The 16,530-nt window shown below is 29.0% G+C and carries 18 protein-coding genes; 3 read left to right on the plus strand and 15 right to left on the minus strand.

The genetic code is table 11. The features are described 5' to 3' along the window. Position 1: 1 nt before the first annotated feature. The 5 genes from PNO30_RS02380 to PNO30_RS02400 form a co-directional block, all read right to left on the minus strand. Positions 2 to 1,087: a PLP-dependent transferase gene (locus tag PNO30_RS02380; protein ID WP_271987018.1), complete on the minus strand. Its 1,086-nt coding sequence runs from the start codon at positions 1,085 to 1,087 to the stop codon at positions 2 to 4. 257 nt (positions 1,088 to 1,344) lie between these two features. Next, a complete protein-coding gene (gene holA / locus PNO30_RS02385) occupies positions 1,345 to 2,325 on the minus strand; it encodes a DNA polymerase III subunit delta (RefSeq protein WP_271987019.1) in 981 nt (326 codons plus the stop codon). Beyond that, positions 2,325 to 4,250, minus strand: a complete 1,926-nt coding sequence (locus PNO30_RS02390) for a ComEC/Rec2 family competence protein (protein WP_271987020.1) — start codon at positions 4,248 to 4,250, stop codon at positions 2,325 to 2,327. Before PNO30_RS02390 ends, holA begins: the two co-directional genes overlap by 1 nt. A gap of 2 nt (positions 4,251 to 4,252) precedes the next feature. Further along, positions 4,253 to 4,714 carry a ComE operon protein 2 gene (locus tag PNO30_RS02395; protein WP_003146342.1) on the minus strand — a complete coding sequence of 154 codons (462 nt, stop codon included), beginning with the start codon at positions 4,712 to 4,714 and terminating at the stop codon, positions 4,253 to 4,255. Between the two features lie 2 nt (positions 4,715 to 4,716). Further along, positions 4,717 to 5,346 (minus strand): helix-hairpin-helix domain-containing protein, encoded by a 630-nt coding sequence (locus PNO30_RS02400; protein WP_271987021.1) that lies wholly within the window; start codon positions 5,344 to 5,346, stop codon positions 4,717 to 4,719. Positions 5,347 to 5,484: 138 nt separating this feature from the next. Between PNO30_RS02400 and PNO30_RS02405 the strand changes: the two genes are divergently transcribed. Further along, on the plus strand, positions 5,485 to 5,853 hold the full coding sequence (locus PNO30_RS02405; RefSeq protein WP_271987022.1) for a PH domain-containing protein: 369 nt from the start codon (positions 5,485 to 5,487) through the stop codon (positions 5,851 to 5,853). A gap of 78 nt (positions 5,854 to 5,931) precedes the next feature. Here PNO30_RS02405 and mnmA read toward each other — a convergent pair whose 3' ends face one another. The 9 genes from mnmA to PNO30_RS02450 all read right to left on the minus strand — a co-directional run bounded on the left by mnmA (position 5,932) and on the right by PNO30_RS02450 (position 13,637). Continuing rightward, entirely contained in the window at positions 5,932 to 7,044 is a 1,113-nt protein-coding gene (gene mnmA, locus PNO30_RS02410) for a tRNA 2-thiouridine(34) synthase MnmA (protein WP_271987023.1), read from the minus strand. Between the two features lie 2 nt (positions 7,045 to 7,046). Continuing rightward, positions 7,047 to 8,168: a cysteine desulfurase family protein gene (locus tag PNO30_RS02415; RefSeq protein ID WP_271987024.1), complete on the minus strand. Its 1,122-nt coding sequence runs from the start codon at positions 8,166 to 8,168 to the stop codon at positions 7,047 to 7,049. Positions 8,169 to 8,315: 147 nt separating this feature from the next. Further along, positions 8,316 to 9,377: a hypothetical protein gene (locus PNO30_RS02420; RefSeq protein WP_271987025.1), complete on the minus strand. Its 1,062-nt coding sequence runs from the start codon at positions 9,375 to 9,377 to the stop codon at positions 8,316 to 8,318. A 19-nt stretch (positions 9,378 to 9,396) separates the two neighbouring features. After that, entirely contained in the window at positions 9,397 to 10,215 is an 819-nt protein-coding gene (locus PNO30_RS02425) for a phosphotransferase family protein (RefSeq protein ID WP_271987027.1), read from the minus strand. Positions 10,216 to 10,306: 91 nt separating this feature from the next. Next, positions 10,307 to 11,347, minus strand: coding sequence for a tRNA (adenosine(37)-N6)-threonylcarbamoyltransferase complex transferase subunit TsaD (tsaD, locus tag PNO30_RS02430; RefSeq protein WP_271987028.1), 1,041 nt, complete (start codon positions 11,345 to 11,347; stop codon positions 10,307 to 10,309). Further along, positions 11,334 to 11,786: a ribosomal protein S18-alanine N-acetyltransferase gene (rimI, locus tag PNO30_RS02435; RefSeq protein WP_048803041.1), complete on the minus strand. Its 453-nt coding sequence runs from the start codon at positions 11,784 to 11,786 to the stop codon at positions 11,334 to 11,336. The genes tsaD and rimI overlap by 14 nt, the downstream gene beginning before the upstream one ends. Continuing rightward, positions 11,770 to 12,438, minus strand: coding sequence for a tRNA (adenosine(37)-N6)-threonylcarbamoyltransferase complex dimerization subunit type 1 TsaB (gene tsaB / locus PNO30_RS02440; RefSeq protein WP_271987029.1), 669 nt, complete (start codon positions 12,436 to 12,438; stop codon positions 11,770 to 11,772). Before tsaB ends, rimI begins: the two co-directional genes overlap by 17 nt. Continuing rightward, entirely contained in the window at positions 12,432 to 12,884 is a 453-nt protein-coding gene (gene tsaE / locus PNO30_RS02445) for a tRNA (adenosine(37)-N6)-threonylcarbamoyltransferase complex ATPase subunit type 1 TsaE (protein ID WP_271987030.1), read from the minus strand. Before tsaE ends, tsaB begins: the two co-directional genes overlap by 7 nt. Before the next feature lie 162 nt (positions 12,885 to 13,046). Continuing rightward, positions 13,047 to 13,637 (minus strand): nitroreductase family protein, encoded by a 591-nt coding sequence (locus PNO30_RS02450; RefSeq protein WP_271987031.1) that lies wholly within the window; start codon positions 13,635 to 13,637, stop codon positions 13,047 to 13,049. 171 nt (positions 13,638 to 13,808) lie between these two features. Here PNO30_RS02450 and PNO30_RS02455 point away from each other — a divergent pair, with 171 nt between their 5' ends. Together PNO30_RS02455 and PNO30_RS02460 are read left to right on the plus strand one after the other, a co-directional pair. Continuing rightward, on the plus strand, positions 13,809 to 14,153 hold the full coding sequence (locus tag PNO30_RS02455) for a winged helix-turn-helix transcriptional regulator (RefSeq protein ID WP_271987032.1): 345 nt from the start codon (positions 13,809 to 13,811) through the stop codon (positions 14,151 to 14,153). A gap of 4 nt (positions 14,154 to 14,157) precedes the next feature. Continuing rightward, positions 14,158 to 14,712: a hypothetical protein gene (locus PNO30_RS02460; RefSeq protein ID WP_271987033.1), complete on the plus strand. Its 555-nt coding sequence runs from the start codon at positions 14,158 to 14,160 to the stop codon at positions 14,710 to 14,712. A 111-nt stretch (positions 14,713 to 14,823) separates the two neighbouring features. Here the strand turns inward: PNO30_RS02460 and PNO30_RS02465 are convergent. Then, positions 14,824 to 16,530: Rib/alpha-like domain-containing protein (locus tag PNO30_RS02465; protein ID WP_271987034.1), on the minus strand; the 1,707-nt coding region annotated here is incomplete at its 5' end.

A 16,530-nucleotide genomic window follows, 5' to 3' on the forward strand; every position in this document is an offset into this window, starting at 1 on the left:
CCTATGCTTCTAATGCTCTTAGAAAATCTTCAACTAAATCTTCAGCATCTTCTACACCTACAGAAATTCTTAGTAAATCTGGAGTAAGTCCATAAGATAAACGTAATTCTTCTGGTATATCAAAATGAGTTTGAGTAGTAGGATAAGTTACTAACGTTTCTACACCACCTAAACTCTCAGCAAAAGTAGCAACTCTTAATGAACGTAAAAATTTATCAATTTTAGTAGCATCATTTAATTTGAAACTTAGCATAGCTCCTTTTTTCGGATATAATACTTCTTTCACTTCAGGATGTTTCGCTAATTCTTCAGCTAATTTTTTAGCATTTTTTTCTTGTTGATTAAAACGAAGTGGCAATGTTTTTAAACTTCTAATGAATAACCAGCTATCAAATGCCGATAAGACAGCTCCAGTTGTATTAGAAATCCACGCTAATCTTTCTCCAATTTGTTCATCATTTGTAATAACAGCACCAGCAAGTATATCGTTGTGACCTGTTAAATATTTAGTTGCTGAATGAACAACAATATCAGCTCCCATAGTTAGTGGCTTTTGTCTTAATGGTGTTAATAAAGTATTATCAACAATTAACAACGCATTTTTCGATTTAGAAATCTGAGCAACCTTCTCTATATCAACTTCTTGCATTAATGGATTAGTTGGTGTTTCTATAAATACCGCTTTTATATTATCTGTGATTTTATCTTCAAGATCTTTTTCATCTGTGAAATAAACAAATTTCTGTGCACCTTTACGTTCTAACTCATCAAAGTATCTAAAACTTCCCCCATATAAGTCTCTAGACACTAAGAATTCACTATTTAAATCAAATAGTTCAAAAACTAGTTGAATAGCACTCATCCCTGAACTAGTCGCTATCGCACGACACCCTTCTTCAAGTTCACATAAACCTTCTTCTAAAATTGTACGAGTTGGATTTTTAGTTCTCGTATAATCATATCCTGTACTTTCTCCTAATCCAGGATGAGCATAAGCTGTCGATAAATATATCGGCGTTACTATTGCTCCAGTTACCTTATCTTTTCTATTTCCTAATTGAGCTAATTTAGTTTCTATTTTCTTCATTAAACAATACCTCATTTTATTTTTCTATTTTAACAATATTATTATATCACTATATTAAATTATAATAAACTAATTTATCTGAATTTTTTGTTTTTTATGAAATATTTTTCATTAAAAGTTTCTTAATTATCTGAATAAAAAATAAATGATTATCTGAACTTGTTTCAAATAACCATTTATTATGTAAATTTAGATATCGATAAACCATTTTAAAAATTTAAAATATTCAGGGTAACTAGTACTCAAAAAATTTATTTTTATTTTAATTCATCTATCAATTTATTAATATAAAGATCTAATATTATGTATTTATCCATATATGAAGATTTTAATAATTTGTCATAATCAGTTGATAATATTAATGTTTTCATAATTTTATCAACGCTATAATTTCTGATCCCTTGTGCTGCCAACTGCACTCTATACGGATGAACACCTAATTCCTTAGCTATATCTTTTTGTGAATAATGCTCATTTAGAAGTACTTTCACCTTATAATACATTCTTAATTGGCCGCTAATTAAAGATAGCAAGAATATTGGTTCTTCTTTTTTTAATACTAATGAATTATATACAACTCTCAATTTAGCATAATTTTTCCCAAATAATTCATTGGTTAAGCTGAAAACATCATACTCTAAACTTCTAGTTGCTAATAGTTCTATATCATCTCGAGTTATTATCTTCTTCTCGTCACAATATAAAAGTAGTTTTTCCAATTCTTTTTTTATATTTGCAAAATCTAAACGAGTGTAATTTACTAGAAATTCCGCATCTACTTTAGAGATTTTCATATCATGCACTGCCACTGTTTTCACAATGTACTCTGAAATCTCCTTCTCATTAAAGTTAGAAAATTCTTTAACTTCTCCTGCTTCTTTAATCATCTTTATTAATTTCTTTCTACTATCGATCTTATCCGATATTTTTAAAATCAACACAACTTCTTCATTGATATTCTCTAAATAATTCATCAATGCATCAACATTATGTTCTACTTTAATTTTTTTAGGTTTCGCTAATAAGAAATTACAATTCTCAGCAACGACAACTTTTTCATTCCCAAATAATCCACTACTTCTGCATTCATAAACTAAAGTTTCTATAGTATTTTCATGCATATTAATTTTTACATAATTAAATTCATCTAGTTCTTTAAGATATTTTTTCGCTATACTTTTCTCATAATCATTAATAGCTTCAAAATTTTCTCCATATATCACATAGATATTTTTCATCAATCATCTACCTCAATCTCAAATTCTCTATCCTGATTTTTCACCTTTACTTTTTTATCATAATAAAAAACAGATGTACTACCAAATTTCATCTCAGTTCCATTATTCAAAACGATATACTCTACTTTTTTATATTGAGCTATATCTTTTAATTCTAATAATTTTTTAGTCACACTATCTACTACTATAATCTTATTCACTAAGTTATTTGCTAATAAATTTGTCGCATATTCACTTTTATTTTTTTTAGCTGAAGTAAGTAATAAATAATTGATTCTATCCTTACCTTCATAGTTCATAAGTGAATCATATTCACTCATTATATCATATTCTCTATCTTTTTTTCTGTAATCTGTATAAAAATTTTTCATATTACTAGATGTATTTATTATCATATTATTACTATTTTCTCTAATGTAATAAATATTTTCTTTTCCTATTTTTAGCTCCTCTATATATTCTCTAGGTATATAACTCGAAATAATTAATAATATAGCGACTGTCAAAACTCCGGTTGCAGCACGCAAATATTTAAATCTGTTCAATTCTACCATAATATATACAACTACTATAAAAATAACAATTATTATAAATATACTTTGCTTTCCAATTCTTAACGGTTTTACATATAAGAATATTTCTTGAAGTTTATCGAAAATAGTAAAGGTAAAATTTAATAACGGTTTACACAGAATATTAAATATAGGAATACTTATTAAAAATATAATATAACTTATCAATACTAACGGGAACAATACTATACTGAATATTGGAACTAAAACTATATTACTTAGTACAGAAATATAAACTATAGTATAAAAATTATAAAGTAATATCGGCACACTTGCCAATGTAGAAATAATACTAATCCTCAAAGACATATGTAGTTTATTTCTAGAAGTTTTAATATAACTTTCTGACATCAATAAACTAAATGTTATAAAGAATGATAATTGAAAACCTATATTAAAAGCATATAACGGATTGTAGAATAATAAGATTAAAAATGTAAGAAGTAAACTATCCAATTTATCAATACTTTTTCTTCTGAAAATTATATATAATATAATCATAAAACCTGCTCTAAGAACAGATGCACTAGCCCCACTTAATAACATATATAACGGAATTATAATTAAGATTATTTTTTCAATATAATCAACACTTACTTTAAGTTTTAATAAAATAAAATATATTAATGATATTAGTACCCCAATATGTAAGCCAGAAATTGCTAATAAATGACTAGTACCTAAGTTTTTAAAAGAACTAATTTCATCTCTCAACAAATAACTTTTATCTCCAAAAATTAAAGCTTGAAAATACCCACTCTTATCAAAGGTAAGTTCTCTATCTATCTTCAAGGTCATTTTGTTCCTAAAGGTTTTGAATTTAAAAAGAAGAGAATCTAAATGCTTAACCTCAGATATTTCATTAATAGAAACTTTTTTAAAGATTCCTCTATTCTCGTTATACTTTTTATAATCAAACGAATAAAAATTAGTTTTACTTGGAACGTCTTCTATATTAGCAACTACAGATAATTTTCCACCCCAAAATTTTTCTTTAAAAAATTTCTTCTCTTCTTCACTCTTAATTTTATAGTTTATTAGTACATCCTCATCTCCAATACGTCCAATTCCCGACATATAATTTCCATTTACATTTAAATTATCAGAAATCACTAGTTCAAGATTATTATTTTCAACATTTTTCAAATGAGAAATATTAGTTTTTTGTTCATATGCTCCGCGAATAAAAAAAGCTAAGAAGACTATTAAACAAATAATAGTTTTCCTAGCATTAAGATTTTTATTTTTCCAAGTTATTAGTAGAAAAATAACAATACATAGCATAGATATCATTAAATTATAATTTAATAATATCGCCCCTAATGCTAGTAAAGAAAGTTGTAAGTATATCATTACTATTTATCTAGTAACCTTTCTACTACATTATTTACGTCATAATCTATTTTTCTTACGACAACGCCTGATTTTTCTAATAACTCTCGAGCATATTCATTATTTCTATAATCATTTGCATAGCAAATTTCTTTTATCCCTGCTTGAATTATAGATTTTGTACAATTCAAACATGGAAAGTGTGTAACATAGATTGTTGCACCTTCAGTTCCAACACCAAATTTAGAACATTGTAAAATAGCATTTATTTCGGCATGAATCGTTCTAACACAATGCCCTTCCACTACTTTGCAACCAACATCTATACAATGTTCATCACCTTTTATTGAACCATTATAACCACCTGAAACTATTCGTTTATCTTTAACTATTGTCGCTCCAACAGATAACCTGCTGCAAGTCGATCTAAGCGAAAGCAGGTGACTTTGAGCCATAAAGTACTCATCCCAACTAATTCTTTGCATAACTATACCTCTATTTTATCTTTAATTTTCTCAAAAGTAGCTTTTCCTATTCCTTTTACTTTTGTTATATCTTCTTTCTTTTTAAAATCCCCATTTTTTTCTCTATATGAAATAATTGCTTCAGCTTTAGTCTTTCCAACTCCTGAAATTTTCATAAGTTGTTCTTTATTGGCAGTATTTATGTTAATCACATCTCCACTAGATGAACTAGTAACACCATCGGATATTTGTTTTGGCTTTTCTCCATGTTTAAGAACATAAATAACCATCTGATCTTTAACTTTTTGACTTAAATTCAAAGTAGAAGTATCAGCATCTTCTAATAAGCCACCAGCTTCTTCAATTAAATCTTTTACCCTTTTATCCTTCGTTGTTTCAAATACTCCAGGGTGTTTAACCGCCCCTTTTACATCAACAAAAATTTTGGAATCTTGTTCTTCTTTTTTGTCATCCTTACTTACTTCTGAATTTTGAGAATTAGAAAAGGTTACATCATTATAGTCCTCTGTTTTATCATGACCAAAATACAAAAGTCCTCCAATTATAACAAGTAAACTACAGAGTAATGCCAAAACAATCGCCTTAACATTTTGTTTAAAAAATAAAACAACGCCTTCTTTATTAATTTTCATATTTCTCCCCCCTAGTACTAATATTATATCATTAAATTTATTATAATAATACTGAAAACTTAACCTTCTTATTATTTATAATTTATGCTATACTAAGGTAAAAATAAACATTATCATACAATAGATAGGAGAGTTACTATGGCTAACGAAATGAATTTATTAAATTGGACATTCTTCAGAGAAGTTGCTATCCCGCAAGATATTGCAAACTTATTGATAAACGGCGAACAACCAGTTGCTGCATTTGCAACAATAAGAGATGTTGCAGTATTTACAGATAAAAGACTTATTGTAAAAGATGCCCAAGGACTAACAGGAAAAAAAGCAGAAATCTATTCTCTACCGTACTCTTCAATATTAATGTGGTCAACTGAAAATGCTGGTAAAATCTTCGACTTAAATGCTGAAGTAGAACTTTGGACTAAAGTTGGAAAAATAAAAATTAATCTAAAAAAAGACATCGATATTCGAAGATTCGATACACTATTAGCTCAATACATACTATAGTCTTATTACTTAAAATTAAAAAACTAAAAATCCTAAAAATTAGAGTTTTTCTCTAACTTTTAGGATTTTATTTAAATATTACAGTTGAAGTTTATTTCCGTCTTTATATACTTCGTCAATAATTGCTCCACCTAGACATACATCACCATCATAGAAAACAACCGCTTGTCCTGGAGTAACAGCACGCACTGGCTCCTTATAAACAACTTTTACTTTGTTATCTTCTAATACTTCTACTTCTACTTCAGTATCTGGTTGACGATATCTGAATTTTGCTGTACAAGTGAATTTATTAGGTTGTGGATTTTTCGTTGTGAATGATAGTGAACTTGCTAGTAAGCTATCTGAATATAGTTTTTCATTGTGGAATCCTTGGCAAACATACAGTACATTATTTTCAAGGTCTTTACCACATGCAAACCATGCTTCACCTTCAGTATCTTTAGTTCCACCAATACCTAATCCATGACGCTGACCGATTGTATAGTGCATTAAACCAATGTGCTCTCCACGAACATTACCATCTAAATCAACCATTTTACCACTTTGAGCTGGTAGGTATTGAGATAAGAATTCTCTAAAGTTTTTCTCACCGATGAAACAAATACCTGTTGAGTCTTTTTTCTTCGCTGTAGCAAGACCCGCTTCTTCAGCAATCTTACGCACATCTTTTTTCTCAAGTTCTCCTACAGGGAATAGAATATTTTTGATTTGATGTTGTTTTAATTGAGATAAGAAGTAAGTTTGATCTTTATTATTATCAACACCACGTAACATTAAACGTTCTCCATCAACATCTTTAACTCGTGCATAATGTCCAGTCGCCACGTAGTCAGCACCTAAGTCTTCAGCATATTCTAAGAAAACTTTAAATTTAATTTCTTTATTACACATAATATCTGGGTTAGGTGTACGACCTTTTTTATATTCATCTAAGAAGTACGTAAATACTTTATCCCAGTATTCTTTTTCAAAGTTAATAGAGTAATAAGGAATATCTAATTGTTCACATACTTTAATTACATCTTCGTAATCTTTTTCCGCAAGACAAACTCCTCTGTCATCTTTTTCTTCCCAGTTTTTCATGAAAACACCGATAACATCATAACCTTGTTGTTTTAAAAGATATGCTGTTACAGATGAATCTACTCCACCACTCATTCCAACTACTACTTTTTTGTTGCTATTCATTATTAGTTCCTTTCTTTTATTCTTTTCTCTAAAGTTACAATCTTTTCAATAACTTCATCAATTAATTCTCTGCTAGTATCAAATCCTACACTAATTCTAACAGAATGTGCAGCACGTTCAATATTATACATTTCTGTAATTATACGACTTCCTTTAATGTTCCCTGAACTACAAGCTGATCCACCAGAAATATAAATGTCTCGAGCATCTAGATACGTAATAAGTCGTTGTGCTTCAATATTTTTAAAGTAAATATTTAATATATTCGGCAATGAATTCTCTATAGATCCATTTACTTCAAATTCAACTTCATTTTTTTCAAGTTCTGAAATAAAGTAGTTCTTCAATTCTCTAAGAGTTGGAATTGAGTTTAATGTCTCTGATAAACAGTCATTAAGAACTAATATCCCTAACAAATCGGTTGTACCGGAACGAAGACCATTTTCCTGACCCCCACCTAAAAGTAGTGGTTCAACATCTCCATCTTTTGCATATAAAAATCCAAAGTTATTAAGAGAACCTAATTTATGAGCTGAAGCTGAAGCAAAATCTAATCCTAATTCTTCCACATCAATTTCTACTTTACCTAAAGCTTGAACAATATCACTATGCAATAGTATATTTTTATCCGCAATAAGTTCTGAAACCTCTTTTATAGGATTTAGTACCCCTGTTTCATTATTTGCTAACATAATTGAAATTAATACTGTATTAGAATTAATCTTCTCTTTTAATTCATCTAGAGATATAGCTCCACTTTCATCTACTGATAATTCATGAACTTTAAATCCAAATCTTTCAAGTCTCTTGGCACTAGCTTTAACAGATGGATGTTCTATAGATGTAATTATTATTTCTCCAGTTTCAAATCTATTTAATACGTGATTAAAAACTGTATTATTACTTTCAGTACCACCTGAATTAAAAATTATTTCATTACTGCTTGCATTTAGAGTATTAGCTATTTTTTCGCGTCCTTCACGAACTAGCCTATTATTTTTCTTTCCTAGAGTATGGCCACTACTTGGATTAGCATAGATTTCTTTTAGTATATTCATATTCTTTTCTATGATATCAAAATGTTTTCTTGATGTTGCTGCGTAATCTAAATAAATATTCGCCATATCATCGCCTCCTAATATTAATCATATTATATTTTAACATAAATAATGGTCAAATAAAATCAATACCACTTTGTAACATAGAAATTCATAAGTTATAAAAATTATTAATCCCTTTCTTATCAATATAGAAAGGGACTAATATTAATATTATTTGATTTTTTCTCTTAGTTTACTTATGACTATTATTAATATTGCCAATACTCCTGAAACATACAACAATATATTTTGTTCCTCTAAAATAGGAGTATTAATCACTCGTGGTTGAGTGTATACTAAATAACAAAATGTCATTGGATAAAATAGAAGTTTTGCAGATCTTGTAGCACTAACTTTCTTTAATACTCTAACACTACTTACAATCGGAACAGTTATCAGAATATACATCCAATCAATTGGTAGTTTTCCGAAAAAGTAAGCAGGTATGATACAAATAAAACTTATGAAAGCTATTATTTTAAAAATTATTGTATATACTGTATACATAAAATCCGCAGAATTTTTTAATTTGAATAAGCCATTAACAATAATTAAAATAAAAATATAAGTACCTATAGTAAGTTTAATTTCATTACTAATATTGTAGTTAGACCCTTGTGTAATAAATGTAGAAATATTCATATATAAGTACATTATTATAATCGGAATATATGTCCAAACATACGCTAGGAATTTACTATTTTCAAAATATGGTACTTCCCATTCCCAGATGTACTGTCTATCAATTACTTCAAGAATAAGGGCATCTAAAAATGTTCCTGCTATTAAATTAAAAAGAACATCTTCAAAATTTCCTCGTGCTAACATTAACATTATAAAATTAACGATTACAAACAATCCGACTCCCAAGAAACCTGCAAAATATAACACTATCATTGCTGGTGTATTTTTAGAAGCACTCTGTCCGTATCTATTAAGATATTCTGTATTTTCTGCTACCAAATAATTATAAATATTTGAAATACTTGAATTATCTTGTTTATTTTTTAATATCCCAGCCAACAGCGATCTTACTGGGAAAAATTCAATTTTTGTAAAATCTATATTGCAAATTTCTGTCCAAAAATCATCATTCATTTCTGAATCCTTAGAAACTATTTTTGACAGTTCTCTCATACTTTTTAAATCATTAACGTTTTCTTTCAACTTATCAACTAAAAGTAATGCTTGTCTACGACTTTCTTCTAGTTTTTCTTCACTAATTTTATTCACTCTTCAACTCTCCTATTCCTTAATAGTTATTTAAAAAATAATTTTCAACATCTTCTAACATTTTTAACCCTAACTCCTCAAATTCTTTATCTTTAACACGTTTGGTATAGTTTAAAATACCTAATGCCGAGATAAAAATCATGCAGTACTCTAATTCCTCAGAAAGAACTTCCTCATTTGAGTGTTCATAATAATATTTTAAAAATAGATCTTTTTTTAATTTATCATTATCTAAATCTTGATAAAAATATTTAATGAAATCTAAATAATAACTAGCATATTTAACTCTTTCAAAATCTATTAATACTAAATTATCGTCTTTTCTCATAATATTTCTAAGACCAAAATCTCCATGAATTAAAACTAGTGTTTTTTCATACTCTTCGTCTAATTTACTAATATTTTTTAGAAACTTAGAATGAAGCTCACTTATTTCAGTATATTCTTTTCTATCAGCTAATCTATATACATTTTTTTCTAGAACTTTTTCCAATGAAATTTCTTTGTCATTTTCAATTGAGAGCCAATTTCCCCTATGAAAATCAGATATTAGCTCTGCTATTTTTATTATATCTTTATCATTCACGCTTTCTTTATTCAGTGGAATAAAGTCTTCATATTTCAATACAAGTGCAGAATATTCAGGAAAATCTAATAAAAAATTACCTTTATTTCTTAAAACTTTATACTCTAGTTTATATTTTAATGGATCTTTAAAAATTTTAACGAATACGCGTTGTCCTAATCTTTTAGAAAATCCAATAAAATGCCTATTTTCAGAAATATGATTTATTTGTTGTAAGTTAGTATCTAATAATTCTTCAAGTTTTCTTTTCATAATTACACCAAAATATTTATAAAAAGGGATTGACTCAAAAATCATGATTTTAAAAAAATCAATTTTGTCGAGTCAGTTCCCTTTCTAATGCTTATCCTCTAACTTCTTCTAAGTCTAATGTTGACTTCGCATTTAGCGTTAACGGATTAGCAAATATATTATTTTTATAATAATAATATCCTGCCGCTCCCATCATCGCCGCATTATCACTACAATAACTCATTTTTGGAATAAGTACTTCTACTCCTAATTGTTGTTCTAGCTCTAAGACTTGCTTACGAAGTTCGCTATTACCTGCAACCCCACCTGCTAAAATCAACTGTTTAACACCTAGATTCGCAATAGCTTTCTTAGTTTTTGCGATTAAAACTTCTACTACCGCCGTTTGGAAACTGCAAGCTAAATCTTCAGGTACGATCTCCTCACCTCGTTGTTTTGCATTATGTACAAAGTTAATTACCGCTGACTTCATACCTGAAAAACTAAAATTATAATCGTCACTATCAATCATTGCACGAGGGAATTTATACTTATCTTCGCCCAACTTAGCAAGTTTGTCTACTTTAGGACCTCCTGGGTACTCAAGATTTAACTGTCTTGCTACCTTATCGTACGCTTCACCTACAGCATCGTCATGAGTAGAACCGATTATTTCAAAATCAAGTTCATCTTTCAAATAAACTAGTTCTGTATGTCCTCCACTAACAACAAGAGCTAATGATGGATAAACTATATCATGGTCTATATTACTAGCATAAATATGTCCTGCAATATGATGTGCTCCTATTAAAGGTTTATCTAAAGCATAACTTAATGTTTTCGCTACATTAACACCAACTAATAATGAACCTATTAATCCAGGTCCTTGTGTTACACAAATTGCATCTATATCGTTTAAAATAATTTTGGCTTCTTCCAAAGCTTCTTCAACAATTTGCATTACTACTTCTATATGCTGTCTACTCGCTATTTCAGGAACTACCCCTCCAAATTGTTTATGTGTTTCAATTTGACTACTTACTATATTCGATAGTACTTCTTTTCCATTTTCAACTACAGCTACACTAGTTTCATCACAACTTGTTTCTATAGCTAAAATAGTTACATTTTCTAAATTTTTATATTCTTTCATTACTAAAATCCCTTACCATTACAAAAGCATTTTCTCCATTGTTTTTGTAATAATTTTTTCTCATATCGACTGTTGTGAATCCAGATTTTTCATAAACAGTTATTGCAGGCATGTTACTTACACGAACTTCAACAATTGCTTTTTTTACACCTTTTAGTTTTAAAAGTTGCATTACATAAGTGAAGAAAATTTGTCCTAATTTTTTATTTTGATGCGGTTTGTCAATAACTATCTTATTAACTTGATATTCATCAGCAACAAGCCAACCACCACAGAATCCAATAATTTCACCGTCATTAAATAATCCGTAATACTCTGAGTTTTCATGTTCCAACTCAGACTTAAACATTTCTTTCGTCCAAGCATCTTCGAAATTATCTACATCTATTCTTGATAATACATCTAAATCATTAACGTCAACTTTATTTATTTTTATCATTTTCAAGTTCCCTTTCTGCTTCAGTTTTTCTTAAGTATTGTGGTTTCATATTATAACAATCCACATCTTCTAATGAATCATAAATTTTAAAAACATTAGCCGCACGAACCATATCATTATTTTTTGAACCTTCTAAAAGAGAATCACTTAACTTTTCTATATCTTTACTAATATAAACAAATTCATCACTTTGAGATGATAAAAAGTTATTAATTTCTTCAAGAGAGTAGTATCCTTCTTCCAGTACCTCTACTAATTTTCCTTCTTCATTTTTATAAACTGCACCAAAAACATTTCCTCGACGAGCATCAATAAATGGAACTAGTAATTTGTTGCTATCAAACTCTAACAAAGCTTGTAACTTTAAAGAAGATACTTTCTTCAAATTAATCTTCAGTGTGTATGCTAAAGTTTTACAAACAGCAGCGACTACACGAATTGCTGTATACGATCCTGGTCCTTCACTAGATATAATTTCAGTTAAATCCGTTTTTTTCTTATCTGCTTCTTTTAAACAATTATCGATTTCTTCTAAAATCACTGCTGATAAATTATTACTACATACAAAGTTTTTTTCAGCTAATACTGTTTCATTATCAAAGCATGCAATTGAACATACTCCATTAGAAGCTTCCACTATTAAACTTACCAATTTTCACGAATCCTCTCTTCAATTTTTTTATATTCACCACTAGAAATAATTTCAACTTCTCTGTAATCTTCTACTAAGCGAATATTGAAAATTAATCTTTCATTAGGTAAGAATTCTTCAATAAATTCTCCCCATTCGATAATACTAACATTATCTTCAAAGAAAATATCTTCAAATCCTAAATCTTCATCGCTATCTTCTAAACGATAAGCATCAATATGATATAATTTTCCATTAGGATATTTATATTCTTTCATTATATTAAAAGTTGGTGAATTAACTACACTTTTTACTCCTAAATATTCTGCTAAATATTTCGTAAATGTTGTTTTACCTGCGGCTAAATCACCATTTAACAAAAGTACTAATCTATCTTCTATACCTTCACTAACAATTTTCGCTAAACGTTTAGTATCTTCTAAATCTTTTATAACTATTTTTAACATTGTTAAACCTTCTAAATTTTTAATTTATTTACCATCTACTATAATACCATATTTACCAGTATATTCCAACAACTAACAGCGTAATTATTAGCACAAAATAACGCCAAGACATCTCTATCTTAGCGTTATTGTGACTCATATAATCTGTTGTTAAATCAAATATTATTTTACTACTCTTACTCTTGAAGTTCTTTCAATTGGTGCAGCTTCTTGTAATTTTTCACCAAATGGCATTTGAGCACGTAGTACTAAGTTAGCTGGAATATCCCATTCTGAAGCAACTTTTTCATCAATTACTGGGTTATAGTGTTGAATGTTAGCTCCAACTCCAGCTTCTGCTAATGCATTCCAAACTGCAAATGATGCAATCCCTGTTGATTGTTCTGACCAGATTGGGAAATTATCAGCATATGATGGAAATTGTTCTTGAAGACCTTTCACTACATCGTGATCTTCGAAGAATAAAATTGTTCCATAAGCTGCAGCAAAACTATCGATTTTTCCTTTAGTAGCTGCTTTAGCTTCTTCATTTGGTAAGAATTTTTCTAATTCTCCAAAAGTAATATCCCAAAGTTTTTGGTGATTTTCTCCTAATAATACTACAGCGTGTGCAGTTTGTGAATTAAATGCACTTGGTGAATACTTAACCGCATTATCAATAATTTCTAATACTTCTTGTTCTGAAATTGGTAAGTTTTTACCTAACGCATATACGCTTCTTCTATTTTGATATAAACTTTTTGCTTCTGTCATTATTATGTCCTCCGTTTTTTAGCTATTGCTAAACTTCATTATTTGTTTTATAATTGTTATATATATTATTATAATATTTACCCAAAAAATAACAAGTACGTTTTTTTACAATAGTAAGTATCTTTTTAGATAGAATTGTATAATATCAACGAAATTTTAAGGAGATTTTTTATGGAACAACAAGAACCTTTTGGAAAATGCCCCTTTTTTACAACTCAAAAAATATTATCTGGAAAATGGACAATTCTTATTCTTCATCTTCTAGAAGATAAAAGTGTTAGATTTAATGAGTTACAAAGATCACTAGGGACAATTACTCAAGCAACATTGACAAAACAATTAAAACAATTAGAACAAGATGGATTAATAAATCGTAAAGTTTATGCTCAAATACCACCAAAAGTTGAATACAGTCTAACGGATATTGGTAAAAAATTCCAAGCTGTACTAAATGAATTAGAAATTTGGGGGAATGATTACATCAATTACTTAAAAGAAACTAGAGAAGCTGTGTAAAGTTATGGATAAGCTAAATGAAATTAAAACAAAACTTCATTTTCTTTCAAGTGAACAATTAGATATTGTTCATAGACTTATTTCTTCTTGGAATATTAAGGACAATAAAATTCAAACAGATGAAAATCTTGTTAAGAAAATTTATGAAAGTACAATATCACCTATAGAAGATCCACTAAAGAATTATTCAAAAGAAGAACTTTTAGAAGAATATGGAGTATTATTTTATAATCAACAGAATATTGCAGATTCAAATTTCGGAGAAGTTTCAATAGAATATAATTACGATGATAGTGATGATATAACTTCTCCATTTATTAATAATTCTATTCAAACTAAGGACTTTCATATTGAAGAATACGCCAATAACAATATTAAAATAGATAATTTGATTTCTGAATCTTCTGATGCTGATACAAAGACTACCACATCAAACATTGAAGTCGATGACTTCGATCCCTTATTTCCAGATACAGATTTCGATTCATTAACCGGTCTAAACAAAAGTAAATACGATGATTTAGACTTTTCAGCTTTAATATCGAAGAAACCTAAATAAATATAATTCAAGAAATAACTCTAATTTCAATTGATTAGAGTTTTTTTATTATCAATTTTTAAAAATTCAAAAAGAGAAGCAGATTTTTCCGCTTCTCTTTTTTTGAAGAAACTATTTTTCTTTACGTCTTCTTATTGCTGATAGAGCTATTCCTAAAATTGCTAATCCATAGCCAGCTATAGAATTACTTTCTACCCCAGTGTTAGGAAGTTTTTCAACTTTAGCTTTTTTAGAAGTATTATTTGAAGTAACAATATCTTGAAGTTTATCGTTTGATTCACCATTTCTTATATTGTTATTTTCATTTCCTCTATCATCAGTACCATAATTATCATTATTATTACCGTTATTATTGTTGTTATCCACATTATTCGGATTTGTGTTATTTTCTGTAACACGTTGTTTTTCGATTACTTTTACGGGAACATTAACTGTAACTTTTTGTCCATTCGGTAATTCTATCTCTACTGGTACCGCTGTTTTTTCACCTGGTGTTGTAGTTGTTGGAATTTCTCCTACTTTTGTAATTTTCCATCCTTCTGGAAGATCTACATGTTTTTTAACATCATCTTGAGTTATTGGAGTTCCTACTTCTACAACAATTGGTGTTACGTTTGGTGTTACAATCACAGGCACATCTACTGTAACTTTTCGTCCATCTGGCAATTCTATCTCTACAGTTACTGAAGGTTTATTACCTGGTGTTGTAGTTGTTGGAATTTCTCCTACTTTTGTAATTTTCCATCCTTCAGGAAGATCTACGTGTTTCTTAACATCATCTTGAGTTATTGGAGTTCCTACTTTCACAACTATCGGAGTAGTTTTTGGTGTTACAATTACTGGCACTTTTACTGTAACACGTTTACCTCCTGGTAATTCAATAACTACAGGTATACTTGGTCGTTCACCTGGAACATCTGTTGAAGGTTTATCACCGATACTTATAACTTTTCCACCTTTTGGAATTTTCACATGTTTTTCAACATCCTCATTAGTAATAGGTTCCCCTAGTTTCTTAACAATATCTTTAATCGGAGTTACATTCACCGGTACTTCTACTTCTATTTGTTTTCCGTTAGGAAGTTCAATTTTCACTTTAACAGTACCTTTATCTCCTGGAGTATTAACTTTCGGAATTTCTCCTACTCCAATAATTTTTCCACCTTCTGGGACTTTAACATGTTTTTCTATATCCTCTTTAGTTAGTGGTGTATCAGTAACAGGAGTTTCAATTCCAGTGGCAGGAGTTACAGTTATAGGCACTTCCACTGTTATTACTTTTCCATTTGGTAATTCTACTGTTACTTTCACCGGAGTTTTCTTACCTGGTGTTGTTAAATCTGGTATATTTTCTACTTTCGTTACTTTTCCGCCTTCTGGTATTTTTATACCTTTTGTGTAATCCTCTGGTTGTAATGGTGTTTTTGTAACTGGAATTTCTAAACCTTTAACAGGTGTTACATTTACTGGTACTTCTACTGTTATTACTTTTCCATTTGGCAATTCAATAGTTACTTTCACTGGAGTTTTCATACCTGGAGTTGTTAAATCTGGTATATTTTCTACTTTTGTTACTTTTCCACCCTCTGGAATCTTAATACCTTTAGTGTAGTCTTCTGGTGTAAATGGTGTTGTCGTAACTGGTGTCTCTATTGGTTTCACCGGTGTCACATTTACTGGTACTTCCACTGTTATTACTTTTCCGTTTGGTAATTCTACTGTCACTTTAACTGGAGTTTTCTTACCTGGTGTTGTTAAATCTGGAATGTTTTCTACATTCGTAACTTTTCCACCTTCTGGGATAGCAATTCCTTTTGT

Origin of the sequence: Gemella haemolysans (assembly GCF_028308085.1) — a bacterium.
In the GTDB taxonomy this organism is placed as follows: Bacteria; Bacillota; Bacilli; order Staphylococcales; family Gemellaceae; genus Gemella; species Gemella haemolysans_D.

Excerpts from the sequence above, each read along its gene's own strand:
- holA (WP_271987019.1), bottom strand. The coding sequence starts at position 2,325 with ATGAAAAATATCTATGTGATATATGGAGAAAATTTTGAAGCTATTAAT.
- PNO30_RS02380 (WP_271987018.1), bottom strand. The coding sequence starts at position 1,087 with ATGAAGAAAATAGAAACTAAATTAGCTCAATTAGGAAATAGAAAAGAT.
- PNO30_RS02400 (WP_271987021.1), bottom strand. The coding sequence starts at position 5,346 with ATGAAAATTAATAAAGAAGGCGTTGTTTTATTTTTTAAACAAAATGTT.
- mnmA (WP_271987023.1), bottom strand. The coding sequence starts at position 7,044 with ATGAATAGCAACAAAAAAGTAGTAGTTGGAATGAGTGGTGGAGTAGAT.
- rimI (WP_048803041.1), bottom strand. The coding sequence starts at position 11,786 with ATGATAAAAATAAATAAAGTTGACGTTAATGATTTAGATGTATTATCA.
- PNO30_RS02425 (WP_271987027.1), bottom strand. The coding sequence starts at position 10,215 with ATGAAAAGAAAACTTGAAGAATTATTAGATACTAACTTACAACAAATA.
- PNO30_RS02390 (WP_271987020.1), bottom strand. The coding sequence starts at position 4,250 with ATGATATACTTACAACTTTCTTTACTAGCATTAGGGGCGATATTATTA.
- PNO30_RS02455 (WP_271987032.1), top strand. The coding sequence starts at position 13,809 with ATGGAACAACAAGAACCTTTTGGAAAATGCCCCTTTTTTACAACTCAA.
- PNO30_RS02395 (WP_003146342.1), bottom strand. The coding sequence starts at position 4,714 with ATGCAAAGAATTAGTTGGGATGAGTACTTTATGGCTCAAAGTCACCTG.
- PNO30_RS02450 (WP_271987031.1), bottom strand. The coding sequence starts at position 13,637 with ATGACAGAAGCAAAAAGTTTATATCAAAATAGAAGAAGCGTATATGCG.
- PNO30_RS02405 (WP_271987022.1), top strand. The coding sequence starts at position 5,485 with ATGGCTAACGAAATGAATTTATTAAATTGGACATTCTTCAGAGAAGTT.
- PNO30_RS02415 (WP_271987024.1), bottom strand. The coding sequence starts at position 8,168 with ATGGCGAATATTTATTTAGATTACGCAGCAACATCAAGAAAACATTTT.
- tsaD (WP_271987028.1), bottom strand. The coding sequence starts at position 11,347 with ATGAAAGAATATAAAAATTTAGAAAATGTAACTATTTTAGCTATAGAA.
- tsaE (WP_271987030.1), bottom strand. The coding sequence starts at position 12,884 with ATGTTAAAAATAGTTATAAAAGATTTAGAAGATACTAAACGTTTAGCG.
- PNO30_RS02460 (WP_271987033.1), top strand. The coding sequence starts at position 14,158 with ATGGATAAGCTAAATGAAATTAAAACAAAACTTCATTTTCTTTCAAGT.